Source organism: Kitasatospora sp. RG8, assembly GCF_017813315.1.
Lineage (GTDB): Bacteria > Actinomycetota > Actinomycetes > Streptomycetales > Streptomycetaceae > Kitasatospora.
Genome location: NZ_JAGIYX010000053.1, coordinates 20,974 through 37,179, shown reverse-complemented (window position 1 = coordinate 37,179; position 16,206 = coordinate 20,974). Strand labels below are relative to the sequence as shown.

General features: G+C 74.1%; 9 protein-coding genes. 3 read left to right on the top strand and 6 right to left on the bottom strand.

Annotated elements, in window-relative coordinates:
• The 6 genes from J5Y04_RS39810 to J5Y04_RS39785 form a co-directional block, all read right to left on the bottom strand.
• Positions 1-4,927, bottom strand: a 4,927-nt coding sequence (locus tag J5Y04_RS39810) for a non-ribosomal peptide synthetase (RefSeq protein ID WP_209417425.1), incomplete at its 3' end; no start/stop codon positions are given.
• 115 nt (positions 4,928-5,042) lie between these two features.
• Positions 5,043-5,426 carry an acyl carrier protein gene (locus tag J5Y04_RS43825; RefSeq protein ID WP_209417424.1) on the bottom strand — a complete coding sequence of 128 codons (384 nt, stop codon included), beginning with the start codon at positions 5,424-5,426 and terminating at the stop codon, positions 5,043-5,045.
• A gap of 172 nt (positions 5,427-5,598) precedes the next feature.
• Positions 5,599-7,275, bottom strand: a complete 1,677-nt coding sequence (locus tag J5Y04_RS39800; RefSeq protein WP_209417423.1) for an acyl-CoA dehydrogenase family protein — start codon at positions 7,273-7,275, stop codon at positions 5,599-5,601.
• Positions 7,272-9,035 carry an acyl-CoA dehydrogenase family protein gene (locus J5Y04_RS43820; RefSeq protein WP_209417422.1) on the bottom strand — a complete coding sequence of 588 codons (1,764 nt, stop codon included), beginning with the start codon at positions 9,033-9,035 and terminating at the stop codon, positions 7,272-7,274. Before J5Y04_RS43820 ends, J5Y04_RS39800 begins: the two co-directional genes overlap by 4 nt.
• On the bottom strand, positions 9,032-10,813 hold the full coding sequence (locus J5Y04_RS39790) for a fatty acyl-AMP ligase (protein ID WP_209417421.1): 1,782 nt from the start codon (positions 10,811-10,813) through the stop codon (positions 9,032-9,034). The genes J5Y04_RS43820 and J5Y04_RS39790 overlap by 4 nt, the downstream gene beginning before the upstream one ends.
• Before the next feature lie 51 nt (positions 10,814-10,864).
• Positions 10,865-11,083, bottom strand: a complete 219-nt coding sequence (locus tag J5Y04_RS39785) for an MbtH family protein (protein WP_307853544.1) — start codon at positions 11,081-11,083, stop codon at positions 10,865-10,867.
• A 772-nt stretch (positions 11,084-11,855) separates the two neighbouring features.
• Here J5Y04_RS39785 and J5Y04_RS39780 point away from each other — a divergent pair.
• From J5Y04_RS39780 to J5Y04_RS39770, 3 genes are all read left to right on the top strand, one after another.
• Complete coding sequence (locus J5Y04_RS39780; protein WP_209417419.1) at positions 11,856-12,629, top strand: ABC transporter ATP-binding protein; 774 nt, start codon at positions 11,856-11,858, stop codon at positions 12,627-12,629.
• 45 nt (positions 12,630-12,674) lie between these two features.
• A complete protein-coding gene (locus J5Y04_RS39775) occupies positions 12,675-15,227 on the top strand; it encodes an ABC transporter permease (protein ID WP_209417418.1) in 2,553 nt (850 codons plus the stop codon).
• A gap of 187 nt (positions 15,228-15,414) precedes the next feature.
• The gene (locus J5Y04_RS39770) at positions 15,415-16,203 is read left to right on the top strand and encodes an ABC transporter ATP-binding protein (RefSeq protein WP_209417417.1); all 789 of its coding nucleotides are present in this window, start codon (positions 15,415-15,417) and stop codon (positions 16,201-16,203) included.
• Positions 16,204-16,206 lie beyond the last annotated feature (3 nt).

Below are 16,206 nucleotides of genomic sequence, written 5' to 3'. Positions count from 1 at the left end.
CCCGCGCCTCGAACAACCCCACCAACGTCCCCGACATCCCCACCGGCCCCTCCACCGCCGGCACCTGCCACCCCACCAACAACCGCTCCCGCTCAACCCCACCCACCACATCCACCGCACCCACCCGGGTCAGCGGATCGGCGACCAACACCTCCAGCACCCGTGACCAGCACGACGCGATCCGCTCCGCCGACGCCGGATCGAACAGATCCGCCGCAGCCACCAATTCACCGCGCAGGCCTGCCGGCGCACCGTGTTCGTCGAAGGCCTCACCGACCATCACGTCCAGGTCGAACTTCGCCACCCGCCGCGCGAGCGACAGGCCCTCCGCCCGTACTCCCGGCAGCTCCACCCCCGCCGCGCCCGCCGCGTTCTGCAGGGTCAGCACCACCTGGAACAGCGGGTGCCGCGCCATCGAACGGACCGGCGCCAGCTCCTCCACCAGCCGCTCGAACGGCACGTCCTGGTGCGCCAGCGCCGCCAGTCCGCGCTCCCGGACCCGCGTCAGCACCTCGTCGAGGGTCGGGTCACCCGACAGGTCCGTCCGGATCACCAACGTGTTCACGAAGAACCCGACCAGATCGTCCAGCGCCTCGTCCGTCCGCCCGGCCACCGCCGAGCCGATCGGGATGTCCGTCCCCGCACCCAACCGCGAGAGCGTCACCGCCAACGCGGCCTGCAGCACCATGAACAGCGTCGCCCCACGCTCCCGCGCGACCTTCAGCAGACCGCGGTGGAGCTCCGGGGAGATGTCCAGCGCGGCGGCGTGTCCCCGGTGGGTGGCGACGGCCGGCCGTTGCCGGTCTACCGGCAGCTCCAGCTCCTCCGGCGCCCCGTCCAACGCGTCACGCCAGTACGCCACCTGTCGCGACAGCAGACTCCCCGGATCCCGCTCGTCGCCCAGCAACTCACGCTGCCACAGCGCGTAGTCCGCGTACTGCACCGGCAGCGCCGACCATGCCGGTGCTGTGCCGCCCACCCGCGCCGTATACGCAGTGGAGAGGTCCCGGACCAACGGGTCGGTCGACCAGCCGTCGCCCGCGATGTGATGGATCGTCAGAACGAGGATGCTCGTCTGGTCGTCGTCCGTCGTGAACAGCGTTGCGCGGAGCGGGATTTCCGACGAGAGATCGAAGGCGTAGGCGGATTCGCGGGCCACTGCCGCGTCCAGCTCCTCCGGCGACACCGCCACGGTCGCGAGCGCGAATCCGCTCTCCTCCGCGGGCAGGACACGCTGGTGGGGCTGCCCGTCGACGGCTGCGAACACGGTGCGCAGGGCCTCGTGCCGATCGACGACGTCCCGCAGGGCGGCGGCGAGTGCCGGGCGGTCCAGGCCTCCGGTCAGGCGCAGCGCCGTGGCCGCGGTGTAGGTCGCGCTCGGACCTTCCAACTCGCCGAGGAACCAGAGCCGTTGCTGCGCGTAGGAGAGCGGCGTGAACTCCGGGCGGGGGATCGGGACCAGGGCGGTGCGGGCCGCGTCGGCCTGTTCCAGGCAGGCCGCCAGACCTGCCGGGGAGGGGGCGTCGAAGAAGGCCTGGACGGGCAGCTCGATGTCCAGGACCAGGCGGATGCGGCTGATCAGCCGGATCGCCAGCAGCGAGTGGCCGCCGAGGGCGAAGAAGTCGTCGTCGACGGCGACGCTCTCCTGTCCGAGGACCTTCGCGAACTCGCCGCAGAGGATCTCCTCCTGTACCGAGGCCGGGCGGCGGCCGGGGGTGCCGGGGACGGTGTGGGGCTGCTCGGGGGCGGGCAGCGCGGCCCGGTCCAGCTTGCCGTTCGCGGTCAGCGGGAGTGCGTCGAGCACGACCACCGCCGACGGCACCAGGTGCCCGGGGAGTTGCCCGGCGACGTGTACGAGTACGTGTTCGGCCAGCCTGGTGCGCTCGGCCGCAGCCGGGACGGCCCCGGTAGCAGCTGAAGGCGCCGAAGGCCCGGAAGCCTCGGAAGGCCCGGTAGCCGCGGAAGCCGCCCAAAGCCCGGTAGCCACCGGGGCCGGGACGACGTAGGCGACCAGGCGCTTGTCGTCCGGGGTGTCCTCCCGGACCACGACGGCGGCCTGGGCCACCGACGGGAGGGCGGCCACCACGGCCTGCACCTCGGCCGGTTCGACCCGGTAGCCGCGGATCTTCACCTGGTCGTCGGTGCGCCCGAGGTGCACGAGGCGGCCGTCGGTGGTCCACCGCACGCGGTCGCCCGTGCGGTACATCCGCTCGCCCGCCGTGGAGAACGGGCAGGCCACGAACCGTTCCGCCGTCAGGTCGGACCGGCCCACGTAGCCGCGGGCCAGCTGCGCGCCGGCGACGTACAGCTCTCCGGGCGCTCCGGCCGGCACCGGGCCGAGCGCGTCGTCCAGCACGTAGACACGGGTGTTGGCCACCGGTGTGCCGAGGGGCACGGCTCCGGTGGTGAGGGCTTCGCGATCGAGGCGGCCCGTCACCACGCCGATCGTCGTCTCGGTCGGCCCGTAGTGGTTGAACACGCCGCGGTCGCCGGCGGCTCCGAGCAGGCTCTCCACCAGTGCGGCCGGGGCCGCCTCGCCGCCCAGGGAGAGCGCGCCGGCCGGGATCAGGGCCGCCGGACCGGTGGCGGCGGCCAGCGCCGCGAGGTGCGAGGGCACCACCTTCACGTGGTCGATGCGGTGCTCGGCGAGGTAGGCCGACACCGCCACCGGATCGGTGACCGCCTCCTCCGGCAGGATGTGCAGTTCACCCCCGGTGGTGAGGCTCGCGAAGACGACGGTGTTGCCGAGGTCGGTCACGGTGGGCTGGAGCAGCGCGTAGCGGGCGCCCGGCGTGCCGAAGCCGACCCGTTCGGGGGCGGATGCGACGTAGTTGCGCAGGCCGCCGTGGGTGACCGCCACGCCCTTCGGCCGGCCGGTCGAGCCGGAGGTGTGGATGACGTAGGCCAGCCGGCCGTCCGGGTGGGACGCCTCCGGGGCGGAGCCGGGCTGTTCGGCGAGCTCGGCGAGCACCGCGGGGTCGTCCAGGGCGAGCGTCCGCACCGGGCGGGCGGATTCACGGACCTCACCGCCCGCATCGGCCCCACTGCCCGTGCCGACCCCACCGCCCGCACTGCCGGCGTCGGCCTCCCTGCCCGTACCGGCTGTGAGCAGGAGCTCGGCCCCGCTGTCGGCGAGCAGGTGGGCGATCCGCTCGGCCGGGTACCCCGGGTCCAGCGGCTGGTACGCCGCCCCCGACTTCCAGACCCCCAGGATCGCGGTCACCGTCAGTACGCCGCGCGGCAGGCTGAGCCCCACCACCGATTCGGCGCCGACACCGAGGCCGGCCAGGTGGTGCGCCAGCCGGTTGGCCCGTGCGTCGAGTTCGGCGTAGGTCACCGTCTCGCCGTCCGCCACGACGGCCACCGCGTCCGGGGTGCGGGCGGCCTGGGCGGCGAACAGCTCCGGCACGGTTGCGGCGTCGGTCGCGGCGGCGGTGTCGTTCCAGGTCTCCAGCAGCAGCTGCCGCTCGGCCCGGTCGAGCAGGCCGATGTCGGCGACGCGTGCGGTGGCGGGGGCCTCGGCGAGCCGGTCGAGCACGGTCCGGAACCGCCTGCTGACCTCCTCGGCGGCCGCGGGCCGGTGGCGGTCGGGGTTCATCTCGACGACGGTGCGCAGGCCCTCCTCCGCGGAGTCGCCGAGGATGTCGAGCTTCAGGCCCTCGGCCGGTCCGCTGGACAGCCCCACCCGGGTGACGGTGCAGTCGCCGAAGTGCAGGGGCTGCTCGCGCACCATGACGTCGACGATGAGGTCGTAGACCGGCGCGCCGCCGACCCGCCTGAGGTCCCGCACGATGTCGGGGTACTGGTAGCGCTGGTGGCGCAGCCCTTCGAACACGGCTTTCTGGGTCTGGCGGGCCAGGTCGGCGACCGGCATGCCGGGGCGGACCTGCAGCCGGATCGGCATGATGTTGGCGGTCATGCCGGGGATGCCGAGTTCGGACCGGTTGGTCCGGCCGTTGACGGAGACCCCGAGGACGATGTCCTGTGCTCCGGTGGCGCGGTGGTGGTACACGGCCGCGGCCGTGATCATGAGGCCGGCGAAGCTGGTCCGCAGCCGTTTGGCCACGGCCCGCAGGTCGGCGGTGCGGGCCGGGGTGACGCCGGCGCGGTGCAGCAGCGGCCGGGCGGCCGGGCGGCGGCCCTGGGCGGAGTCCGGGTCCGGGGTGTCGGCGAGGTCCGCGAGGGCGTCCAGCCAGTACTGGCGGTCGCGTTCGGGTGCCGGGGAGTTGCGGTAGGCGTGGTCGGCGTCGATCAGGACCGACAGCGGCCCGAGGGCGTCGCCGGCAAAGTCCCGGGCAGAGTCCCCGGCGAGGTCCCTGGCAGAGTCCCCGGCGTGGCCCCCGGCAGAGTCCCCGGCGAGATCCCCGGCGTGGCCTGCCCGGTCCGCGTCCGGCCGGCCCGCGTGACCCGCCGGACGGAGGCCCGCGTGACCCGCCGGGCGGAGGGCGGCGTACACCTGGGCGAGGCGGTCGGCGAACTGCGAGAGGCCGCTGCCGTCGAGGACGATGTGGTGGGCGCGCTGGTACCAGAGGACGTGGCCGGGCCCGAGGGTGAGGACGGCCTGGGCGGAGAGCCGTTCGCCGAGCAGGTCGACCGGGTGGTCGAGGTCGTCGCGCATCCACTGCTCGGCCGCCGCCCGCGGGTCGGGCTCGGCACTGAGGTCGACGACGTGGATCGGGTGGTCCGCGGGATCGGCGACGTACTGGCGCGGGGTCTCGCCGTCCAGGCGCAGGCGCAGCCGGTAGGTCTCGGCTTCGTCCAGGGTGCGGCGCAGGGCCCGCACGAAGCGGTCCACGTCGAGGTCGCCGTGGATCTCCGTGTACTCGCCGATGTTGTAGGCCGGGTTGCCGGGCGTCAGCTGCTGCGCGTACCAGACGCCGAGCTGGCCGGACATCAGGCCCCAGGAGCCCTGTGCGGACGCACCCATTTTCGCGTATCCCTCAATCGATCGACACGGACTGGAACATCGCGGACCGGGCGGTGTGCCCGGTGCCGCGGCCGGCGTCGGCGCGGTGGCCGGCCCTTCGGCGGACGGTGACCTCTCAGGACGCGGGGGGCGCGGCCGCGAGGTCGACGAGGTGGGCGGTGAGCGCGGCGACGGTGTCGACGTCCCAGATCAGGGTGGGTTCGACGGCGAGGCCGAGCTGGTCCTCGATCTCGCCGCTCAGTGCGAAGGCGTAGACCGACTCGAGTCCGTACTCGGCGAGCGAGACGTCCGGGTCGATCGACTCGGCCGGAATGTCGAGGAAGTGGGTGAGGCGGTCGGTCAGCCAGGACCGGATCTCCTCGGCGGTCGGGGCCGGGCGTGCGGCGTCGGGCGCGTCCGGTGTGCCGGTGCTCACGTTCGCGTCAGCGTTCGCATCAGCGTTCGCGTTCGCGTTCGCGTTCACGCCGGTGCTCGCGTTCGCGTCGGTCTTCGCGTTCATGGGGGCTCCACTCTGTGGGTGCGGTGGTCGTCCGGCGGTGGGGCGGGTCCTGTGCGTCCGCCTCCCCGCCCGGTTCCTCGTCCGGTCTCCGGCCCGGCTCCGGTCCGGCTCCGGCCCGGCTCCGTCGTCCGGTCTCCCGTCCGGGGACGAGGCGTCAGCCGGAGGAGGCGCGTCAGCCGGGGACGTGCCGTGCGCTCAGGTCGAAGAGCCGGCTCTCCCGGTAGCGCCGGACGGCGGTGTCGAACAGGTGCTGCTCCGCCTCCTCGCGCTCGGCCTCGGTGAGGACCGGCGGGCCGCCCAGGCGCTGGCAGAGCCGGTCGAGGACCCCGGGCAGCAGCGCGGCCGGGTGGCGGTCGCCGCCGGTGTGCCAGACGCCGAGGACGGCCACGGCGGCGAGCAGCACCGTGTAGCGGTCGGCCAGCGCGAACGCGGCCGGCGAGGCGCCGATGGTGGTGTCCTTGGGGCTGAGGGCCGCGCACCGCTCGCCCAGCCTGCCCAGCTCGTCTCGCAGGCGGTTCGCGAACCGGCCGGCCGGGGTGCCGGCGGGTGTGTCGCCGGCGATCCCGGCCAGCGCCCCGAGCACGCCGTCGCCGGGCGGGACACCGGGGACGAGGTGGCCGAGGTCCAGGGGTGGCAGCGGCCCGCCGAGGTCGAAGAGGGACGGGTCGGCGGCCTGGCCGGCCGGCCAGGAGCGGCGGGCGAGCCGCGGGAGCTGGGGCAGCAGCGTCACCTGGCAGGCGGCCCGCGAGACGTGGGCGAAGGTGGCGGGGGCGATGTCGCGGGCGAGTTTCTGGAACATCGCGTACCGGCCCTCGCGCAGGTAGGACTGCGCTCCGAGCACCGAACGCAGGTCCTCGAAGGCGTCGAGCACGATCCGTGAGGTGAGGTACTTCGCGGCCGGCGCGTAGACGCCCATCGATTCCGGGGCCAGGTGCAGGGCCCGGAGCACGACCGCGGAGAAGGCGTCGACGGCCAGCAGGTCGGCCTGGGCGCGGGCGAGGACGGCGCGCACGTAGGGCAGGTCGGCGGCGGCACCGCCGTACAGGCGCCGGTCGAGCGCGTATCCGACGGCGAGGCGCAGGGCGCTGTCCAGCGGTCCGACGATCACGGCCGGGAAGACCGACCGGGTGAGCTGGTAGGAGCGCAGGGCGATCTCCATGCCCTCGCCCGGGCGGCCGAGCAGCGCGTCGGCGGGGACCGGGCAGTCGGTGAAGCGGAGGCCGCCGAGCTGGACGCCGCGCATGCCGGAGCTGGGGAAGCGGGGCAGGTCGTGGATCCGGTCGGCGGGCAGTTCGTCGCGGGTGACGAGGAACTGGCTGTGGCTGCGGCTGCCGGCGGCCCGGCTGGTCCGGGCGAAGAGGACCATGGCGTCGGCGCGGCGCAGGTTGGTGACGATCTCCTTGCGTCCGGTCAGCAGCCAGCCGTCGTCCGTGCGGGCGGCGGAGCAGTCGGCGTGGGCGAAGTCGTTGCCGTGGTCGAGTTCGTGGAACGCGGCGGCGATCCGTCCGCCGGACAGCAGGATCGCGGCGGCCTGCTTGCGCTGTTCCGGGGTGCCGGCGGTCCAGACGTTGACGGAGGCCAGCAGGGAGCTGAACCCGTGGCCGAGGCCGAGGCTCGGGTCGCGCCGCCAGAGGGTGCGCTGGACGTCGGCGAGCCGGTCCGCGCGGGTGAGGCGGCCGCCGTACCCGGCGGGGACGAACTCGGCGTTCATGCCGTAGGCGTCGAGGAGCCGTTCGCCGTCGGCGGGCATCTCCCGGCGTTCGTCGGCGGCGAGCAGTGCGGCGTGGCCGACGGGGTTGGCGTCGTCGTGGGGGTCGCCGAGCAGGGCGTCCAGTTCTTCGGCGCTCATGCGGCCTCTCCTGCTCGCGGGGCCGGCGCGCCGAACGGGGTGACGGGGGCTCCGGTGGTGGCGGCGTCGGTGATGACGCGGGCGATGGTCCCGTCGAGGTCCCCGTCGCCGGGTGCGGGGGCCGGGGCAGGGGTGCGCAGGAGCGCGGCTAGGCGTTCGCGCACTGCGCGCAGGGCCGCCCGGACCCAGAGGCCGTCGGCCCAGAGCGGTTCCCCGGCGTGGTCGTGTTCGCCCGCCGTCCACAGGTGGAGGCAGGCGGCACCGGCGAAGCAGAGCTCGTAGGCGGCGGCGAGTTCGTGGGCCGCCATCGGGGGCCGGGCCGCGGGGCGCAGGGCGGCCATCCGGGTGTGCAGCAGTTCGGTGAGGCCGCTCAGTGCGGCGGCGTGTTCGGCGAGCCCGCTCGGGGTGGGCCGGGTCCGGAGCGCGGCGGCGAGGGCGGGCAGGGACTGCACGACGGAGCTGCCGCGGCGCGACGCCAGGGTGAGGGCGTCGTACTCCAGGGGCCCGGGCGGGCGGCCGGCCGCGGCGGCCTCGGCGAGGCCCGCGGTGTCGGCGGCGCCGGTGGCGTGGCCCCGGACCAGTGCGGGGAACTGCTGGACGAGGGCGGCGCGGTTGACCGGGGTGCTGCCGTCGAACACGGCGACGATCTGGTGGTCGCGCGCCACCTTCTGGAAGCCGCCGTACTCGGGGACGTCGGTCAGGAAGGAGCGGGCGCCGAGGAGTTCGGCGAGTTCGCCGAGGACCGAGTCGACGAGGGTGGGGGCGAGTGCCTTGACCGTGGCGGCGGTGACGCCGAGTTCGCCGGTCAGGCTGTGGATCGACCGGGCGGCGAGCAGCGCGGCGGCTTCGGTGGCGGCGAGCAGCGCCGCGCAGCGGGCCAGGATCGAGGCGGGGTGGGGGCGTTCGGCGAGCGGGCGCTTCTGGATGACCCGGGTGGCGGTGAAGCGTGCGGCCAGGCGCAGCCCGTGTTCGCCGGCGCCGAGGGAGAGCGCCGCGCACATGGTGCGGGTGAGCTGGAGGCCGCGCAGGACGGTTTCGACGCCGGTGCCCTCCGGGCCGAGCAGGGCCTGCCGGGGCAGTGTCGCTCCGTCGAAGCCGATGCCGGAGATGTCGATGCCGCGGATGCCGTGGGTGTGCGCCTTGGGCAGGTGCCGCCAGGTGCCGGGCGCCAGGGTGGCCTTGTCGACGACGAGGAGGCTGTGGCCGCGCGGGGAGCCGGCGGGGCCGGTGCGGGCGAGCAGGGTGAGCAGGCCGGCGCGGGTGGCGTTGTTGATCGGCCACTTGGTGCCGTCGAGGCGGTAGCCGTCGGGGTGGGCGGTGGCGGTGAGCTCGTTGTTGAGCAGGTCGGCGCCGTGGTCGGGTTCGGTGAGGGCCCAGGCCACCGGGGTGCCGTCGAGGACGGCGGCCGCGGTGGCGCGGGTCTGCTCGGGGCTGCCGGCGATCCAGACGCAGACCGCGCCCAGGTAGGTCTTGGCGTGGGCCACGGTGGCGCTGAGGTCGCGGCGGGCCACGGTCCGCCACAGGTGCAGGAGTTCCTCGTGGTCGTCGAGGGCGCCGCCGTGGCGGGTGGGAACGTAGTGGGCGGGCAGGCCGAACGCGTCGAGGGCGGCGCAGAGTTCGGCGGGGAACTCCTCGGCCTCGTCGAGCCGGGCGGTGCGGCGGGCCGACTCCGCGGGGTCGCCGAGGGCCTGGTCGAGGGCTGCGGCGGCGGCCCGGGCGCGGGAGGCCGGTGGCCCGGTGCCGGTGCGGGTGGGCGTCACGGGGTGCCGCCCCCCGCGGTCAGCCGCCGTACGGCGGGCTCCAGTTCGGCGTGGAGGGCCTCGACCGCGCCGGCGAGGAAGCGCTCGCGCATGGCGGCGCGCTGGATCTTGCCGCTGGTGGTGCGGTGGACGGTGCCGCGGCGCACCAGCAGGACGTTGCGGGCCGGGACGCCGAAGGTGGTGGCGAGGCGGCGGGCGACGGCCGTGGCGGCGGCGGGCAGTTCCTCGGCCGGGAGGGTCGGGCTGACCTCGTGCACGAGCACGATCCGTTCGTCGGGTGCGTCGACGCCGAAGGCGGCGCCGACGAATCCGTCCAGTCCGGGGTGGGCGGCGCGCGCCTCGTGCTCCAGGTCGTGCGGGTAGAGGTTGCGGCCGTGGACGATCATCACCTCCTTGAGCCTTCCGGTGATGAACAGTTCGCCGTCGACCAGGGCGCCGAGGTCGCCGGTGCGCAGCCAGCCGGGTTCGGTGGCGGCCGCGCCGGCGGGGCGGGCGTCGAAGGTGCGGGCGGTGAGCGCGGGCTTGTTCCAGTAGCCGCGGCCGACGCTGTCGCCGCGCAGCCAGACCTCGCCGACGGAGCCGGCGGGCAGGGTGTGCAGGGTCCTCGGGTCGACGATGCGGGTCTCGAAGGCCTCGGGGCGTCCGACGCCGACGATCTCCTTGCCGTTGCCGTCGGTGGCGGCGACCAGCTCGGGGTGGTCGGCGTCGGCGAGGCGGTGCGGGTCGACGACCAGGACGGTCTGCTGTTGCGGGATGGGGGTGCCCGACGCGTAGACGGTGACCTCCGCCATTCCGTACCCGGAGGTGAGTGCCTCGGGCCGCAGGCCGATGTGGGCGAACCGTTTGGCGAATGCGGCCATGGTGGGGGCGTGGATGGGTTCGGAGCCGTTGCAGAGGAAACGCAGCGGCGATATGTCGACGCCTTCGAGTTGTTCGTCCGCGATGAGCCGGACGGCGAGGCCGTAGGCGAAATTGGGGGCGGAGGTCGCGGTGGTCCGGAATTCGTTCATCATCCGGAACCATTCGACCGGCCGCCGGGCGAAGTTCGCCGGCGGCATCAGCACGGTGGATCCGCCGTAGACCAGTGCGCAGCTGAGCTGGCAGAAGAGGCCGAAATCGTGGTGCAGCGGCATCCAGCTGCCGAACGAGTCGTCGCCGCCGAGGCCCATGACGGAATGCAGGGCCTGCAGGTTGGCCTGGATGTTCCCGTGGGCGAGCATCACGCCCTTCGGGGTGCCGGTGGATCCCGAGCTGTACTGGATGACGGCGAGGGTGTCCCGGTCGGCGTGGCGGCCGCGGGGCGGTGGTTCGGGTGCCTCGCCGGGCCCGGCGGGTGCGGCCTCCCGGACGGGGACGTGGCCCAGGCCCTGCGCGTGGAAGCGCTCGGTGAGGGTGTCCCGGTCCCCGTCGGTGGTGAACACCAGGCCGGGTGCGCAGTCCGCGGCGATGGCGGCGACGCGCTGGGCGGCACTGGAGGAGCCGGTCGCCGGCGGGGCGGGCACGGCGGTCACCCCGGCCATCAGGCAGGCGAGGTAGAGCTCGACGAACTCGGTGCCCGTGGGCAGCGCGATGAGCACGCGGTCGCCGGGGGCCAGCCGCTGCGCCAGGTCGGCCGCGCGCAGGGCGGCCCGGCGGGCGAGCTCCGCGTAGCTGAGGCTCTCGTGCTCGGCGTCGGCGGAGCTGCGGTAGATGGTGAGCGCGGTCTTGTCCGGGTGCTGGGCGACGCGCGCGGCGAAGGCGTCCCCCAGGTTCCGGTAGCCGGTCAGCTCGAAGGCCATTGGTGTCCCCCTAGGCGCTGCGTCGGTCACGGCGGTTCGCGGCGGGCGGTGCTACCTCTTGTCGTTCTCCGTCGCCGCGATGAGGCTCTTCGGGCGGAGGTCGGTCCACGACTTCTCGACGTGGTCGAGGCATTCCTGGCGGCCGGCCTCTCCGAAGACCTTCTCCCAGCCGTCGGGAATTCCGGCGAAGGCGGGCCACAGCGAATGCTGGCCCTCGTCGTTGACCAGGACAAGGTAGGAGGCGTCGGGGTCGTCGAACGGGTTGGCCACCACTGCGCCCTTTCTCGGGGAGAGGAGTACGAATGGGCCCCGGCGTCGGTGTTTCGGCGACGGCTGTCGCGTCGCCGGACCGGTATTCCTGGAAGCCGCAGACCACTATGCCCCACCCCCGACCCCGGTGCGGGTGTTCAACCCGGTGCGGGTGGGCGGCGCGGGTGTTCAACCATCGCGGCGCGCCACTTGAACAGGCGTCGGCCGCGGAAGGGGCCGGTTTTCGGGCCCGTGCTGCGCCCCCGGCGCAACGGGGGATTGCCGGGGGCGCAGTGGTTCTCACGGTAGGCGGTGGCGCGGGGCGGTCGCGTCATCCCGCCGGACGAGCGGGGGGCCGGTGTCCTCCGTCGCAGGGATGCCGTCGGACGGCCGGGGGCGGGCGGGCCCCGGGCGCGGGGGCCGGGTGCCGGGGCCGGGCTCCGGGGTGGCGCGGGCCCGGGGCGCGGCTGCCGCGGGCCGGCCGGGGGCGGGCAGGCGGGCGGGGTCCGGCCGGTTGACTGATCGCGTGGGGGTGGGGACAATCCGCCGTCGCCGTGGACGTCGCGGGGTGCGGCGGGGGCGGAGCGGTGTCATCCCTGCGACGCCATCCGGGCGGCTGAGGGCGGCCGTTCTCCTCGCTCGTGCGGATGCCGCGGCAACCGTCCGCCCGGGGGACGATTTCGCCGGGCCGTTTCGAGCAGGATGGTTGGCAGCCGCCCCTGCACGGCGTCACCCCTCGCGGTGCCACGGGCGTCCGTCCGGCGTTCGGCCCCCCAGCAGGACAGGAGCACCCGTGAGCACGACGACCGCATCCGCCCCGTCCACCGGCCTCGTGGCCGCCCGCGCCACCGGCCTGGGCAAGGTGTACGCCGACGGCGGGAGGCGGGTGGTGGCGTTGGAGGACGTCGACGTGGTCTTCCGGCGGGGCGAGTTCACGGCGGTCATGGGGCCCTCCGGTTCGGGGAAGTCGACGCTGTTGCACTGCATGGCGGGGCTGGACTCCGTTTCCAGCGGCTCGGCCGCGATCGGCGGGGTGGAGCTGGGGGGTCTGAGCGACCGGCAGCTGACCCGGCTGCGCCGGGAGCGGATCGGCTTCGTCTTCCAGGCGTTCAACCTGTTCCCGGCTCTGACGGCGCTGGAGAACATCACGCTGCCGATGGACATCGCCGGGCGCCCGGTGGACATGGACTGGCTGGCCGTGGTCGTCCACGCGGTCGGTCTGGCAGGGAGTCTGACGCACCGTCCGGCGCAGCTGTCGGGCGGCCGGCAGCAGCGGGTCGCCTGCGCCCGCGCGCTGGCGGGCAGGCCGGACATCGTCTTCGCGGACGAGCCGACGGGGAGCCTGGACTCGCGGGCCGGCGCCGGGATCCTGTCCTTCCTCCGCGACAGCGTGCGCGAACTCGGGCAGACCGTCGTCATGGTGACCCACGACCCGGTCGCCGCCGGTTACGCCGGCCGGGTGCTGTTCCTCGCCGACGGCCGGATAGTCGACGAGCTCGTCCGGCCGACCGCCGGGGCCGTCCTGGACCGCACGCACCGCCTGGAAGCCAAGGGCGCCACGAGCTGACGCTCCGCCAGCAGCACGTCAGACCCGACCACTTGGACTGATCACATGTATCGCACCGCACTGCGCAACGTCCTCGCCCACAAGGGCCGCCTGTTGATGACCGCGCTGGCCGTCATGCTCGGCACCGCCTTCGTGGCCGGGACCATGGTCTTCTCCGACACCATCAGCCGGGCCGCGAAGAACAGTTACTCCCGGAGCTACACCGACGTGTCGGTGATGGTGACCGACAAGGCGGCGACCGCCAGTACCGAGTGGAAGGGCGCGAAGGGCGGCGAGGGGCTGACCGACGCCACGCTGGCGGCGGTCTCCGGTTTGCCGGGGACGGCGAAGGCGCGGCCGGTGATCAGCGCCTTCGCCGGTGTCGCCGACAAGAAGGGCGACCTGATCGGCCCGTCGTGGAGCGCCAGGGCGGTGAACTTCGTCCCGAACGGCTCCGGCGTGGACGCGCGCTACCCGATGGCCGAGGGCCGTGGCCCGCGCGGCCAGGGGGAGATCGCGCTCGACCGGGAGACCGCGCGCAGGGGCGGCTACCACGTCGGCGACAGGGTGCGGATCGCCACCAACGGCCCCGCCGTCGACGCCGTGCTGACGGGGGTGTTCACCACCGACGACCCGATGGTGTCCTCGGGCAGCAGCCTGACCGTGCTGGCCACCCCGGAGGCACAGCGGATGCTGCTGTCCCCCGGGCGCTACAGCAGCATCGAGGTGACGGCCAAGGCCGGTGTCTCCGAGGCGGCGCTCAAGGAGCAGGTCGCGCCGCTCGTGCCCGGCGGGAGCAGGTTCCGGGTCGACACCGCCCGCCAGCTGCGGGACGAGCAGGCCACCCTGGTCGCGGCCCGGACCCGCAGCCTGGAGGCGGTGCTGCTGACCTTCGCCGGGGTGTCGCTGTTCGTCGGCGTCTTCATCATCGCCAACACCTTCACCATGCTGGTCGCCCAGCGCACCAGGGAGTTGGGGCTGTTGCGGGCGATCGGCGCGGACCGGTCGCAGGTCACCAGGTCGGTGCTGGTCGAGGCGCTGGTGATCGGTCTGAGTGCCTCCGCGGCCGGCCTGCTGGCCGGTGTCGGCATCGGCCTGGCCATGAAGACGGGCCTGAAGTCGCTGAGCAAGGGCGTGCCCGGCGGTCCACTGGTGGTGACGCCGACCACGGTCGGCGCGGCGCTGGCGGTGGGGGCGGTGGTCACCGTGCTGTCCGCCGTCGTGCCCGCGGTGCGGGCCTCGCGGATCGCCCCGATCGCCGCGCTCAGCAGCGGTGACCAGCCGCCGGCGGTGAAGAGCCTGCTGGTGCGCAACGTCGTCGGCTCGGTGGCCGCCGCCGGCGGTGTGGCGCTGATCGCGATGAGCGCCGTCTGGGAGGGTCCGACCGCGCGCAACGCGATCGAGGCCGGCGCGGTGCTGGCCAGCGTGGGCATCCTGGTCCTGCTGCCCCTGCTGTCGCGCCCGGTGGTCGCCCTGGTCGGCCCGCTGCTGTCCAGGCTGTTCGGCACGCCCGGCCGGCTCGCCCGGCTGAACGCGGTGCGCAACCCGCGCCGCACCGGTGCCACGGCCGGTGCGCTCGCCATCGGGCTGACCCTGGTGACGACGATGACGGTGATCGGCACGTCGGTGACGGACGCGGTGGCCCGGACGGTCGACGGCGGCATCAGGGCCGACTACGCCGTGGTCATGGCCAACGGTCACGGCCTCTCCCCGAAGATCGCGGAGGCGGTCGCCAAGGCCCCGGGGGTGACGGCCGCCAGTGCGGTCACCACCGTGGACCTGAAGGTGGACGGCACGACCCGCACGTTCGAGGGCCTGGACGCGGACGACGCCGGGCAACTGGTCAACCTGTCGATGACCGCCGGCTCGGCCGACGCGCTGAAGCAGGGCCAGGCCCTGGTCGACTCCGACCTCGCCGCCGACGGTCACCTGGAGGCGGGCTCGACGATGACGGTCAGGCGCCCGGACGGCTCCACCGCCACCCTGACCGTGGGCGGTGTGTTCCGCGCGAACCAGATGCTCTCCCCGGTCCTGCTCTCCAACGCGGCACTCGCCGGTTTCGAGCCGAACCCGTACGTCAGCCAGACCCTCGTCAAGGGGGCCGCCGGGGCCACGCCCGCCCTCAAGCAGGCCATCAAGGACGCCACCGGGAGCAACCCGGTGATCGAGATCAGGGACAGGCAGGGCATGCAGGACGAGTTCAGCCACACCATCACCTCGACGCTGAGCCTGCTGTACGCGCTGCTGGCGATGTCGGTGCTGGTCGCCGTGCTCGGGGTGGTCAACACCATGGCGATGTCGGTGTTCGAGCGCAAGCGGGAGATCGGCCTGCTGCGCGCGATCGGCCTGGACCGGCGCGGCATCAAGCGGATGGTGCGGCTGGAGTCGGCACTCATCTCGGTGCTGGGCGCGGTGGTCGGCATGGTCCTCGGCAGCTATCTGGCCTGGGCCGCCGTCAACACCCTGGAGGTCGAGCTGGCGAACATCACCACGGTGATCCCCTACGGCCGGATGTCCCTCTTCCTGGTTCTGACCGGGGTGGTCGGTGTGCTCGCCGCAGCGTGGCCGGCCCGCCAGGCCGCCCGGCTGGACATCCTCGACAGCATCCAGACGGCCTGATCCCCCGCCCGTGGCCGCTGCCCTCCGGTGCCGCCCGGGCGGCGCGGACCACTGGCCACCGGCGGGCGACCCGGTTCGCCCGCCCGCCCGAACGCTCATCAGACATGCGTCAACCACGGCACATCACGCCGCTTCCGTGCTCCGCCCGCCGGTGGAGCACGGGACGGCCGGACCCAGGAGGTACCCCGTGACAACGGCACCCACATCCGTCCATGCTTCCCCGAACCCGGGCGGCCCCGTCGCGAGCGCCGCCTCGGCGCGTCAGGTGACCAAGGCCTACGGCACCGGCGAGACCAGGGTCACCGCGCTGGACGCGGTGGACGTGGACATCCAGCGCGGCCGCTTCACCGCGATCATGGGCCCCTCGGGCTCCGGCAAGTCGACCCTGATGCACTGCCTGGCCGGCCTGGACACCGTCACCGAGGGCCGGATCTGGATCGGCGACACCGAGATCACCGGCCTGAAGGACAAGCAGCTGACCGAACTGCGCCGCGACAAGGTCGGCTTCATCTTCCAGGCGTTCAACCTGCTCCCGACGCTGAACGCGCTGGAGAACATCACGCTCCCGATGGACATCGCCGGCCGCAAGCCGGACGCCGCCTGGCTGGACCAGGTGGTCGAGACCGTCGGCCTCGCCGACCGCCTCAAGCACCGACCCACCCAGCTCTCCGGCGGCCAGCAGCAGCGCGTCGCGGTGGCCCGGGCGCTGGCCGCCCGCCCCGAGATCATCTTCGGGGACGAGCCCACCGGGAACCTCGACTCCCGTTCCGGCGCCGAGGTGCTGACCTTCCTGCGCCGCTCGGTGGACGAGCTGGGCCAGACCATCGTGATGGTCACCCACGACCCGGTCGCCGCCGCCTACGCGGACCGCGTGCTCTTCCTCGCCGACGGCGTGATCGTCGACGAGATGCACGGCCCGACCGCCGACTCCGTCCTCGAACGCATGCGCCGTTTCGACGGCAAGCGCACCAGCTGAGCG

What these genes read in the sequence shown, in the direction of transcription:
- J5Y04_RS43825 (WP_209417424.1), bottom strand. Translation starts at nt 5,426, where the DNA reads ATGAACGCGAAGACCGACGCGAACGCGAGCACCGGCGTGAACGCGAAC.
- J5Y04_RS39800 (WP_209417423.1), bottom strand. Translation starts at nt 7,275, where the DNA reads ATGAGCGCCGAAGAACTGGACGCCCTGCTCGGCGACCCCCACGACGAC.
- J5Y04_RS39790 (WP_209417421.1), bottom strand. Translation starts at nt 10,813, where the DNA reads ATGGCCTTCGAGCTGACCGGCTACCGGAACCTGGGGGACGCCTTCGCC.
- J5Y04_RS39775 (WP_209417418.1), top strand. Translation starts at nt 12,675, where the DNA reads ATGTATCGCACCGCACTGCGCAACGTCCTCGCCCACAAGGGCCGCCTG.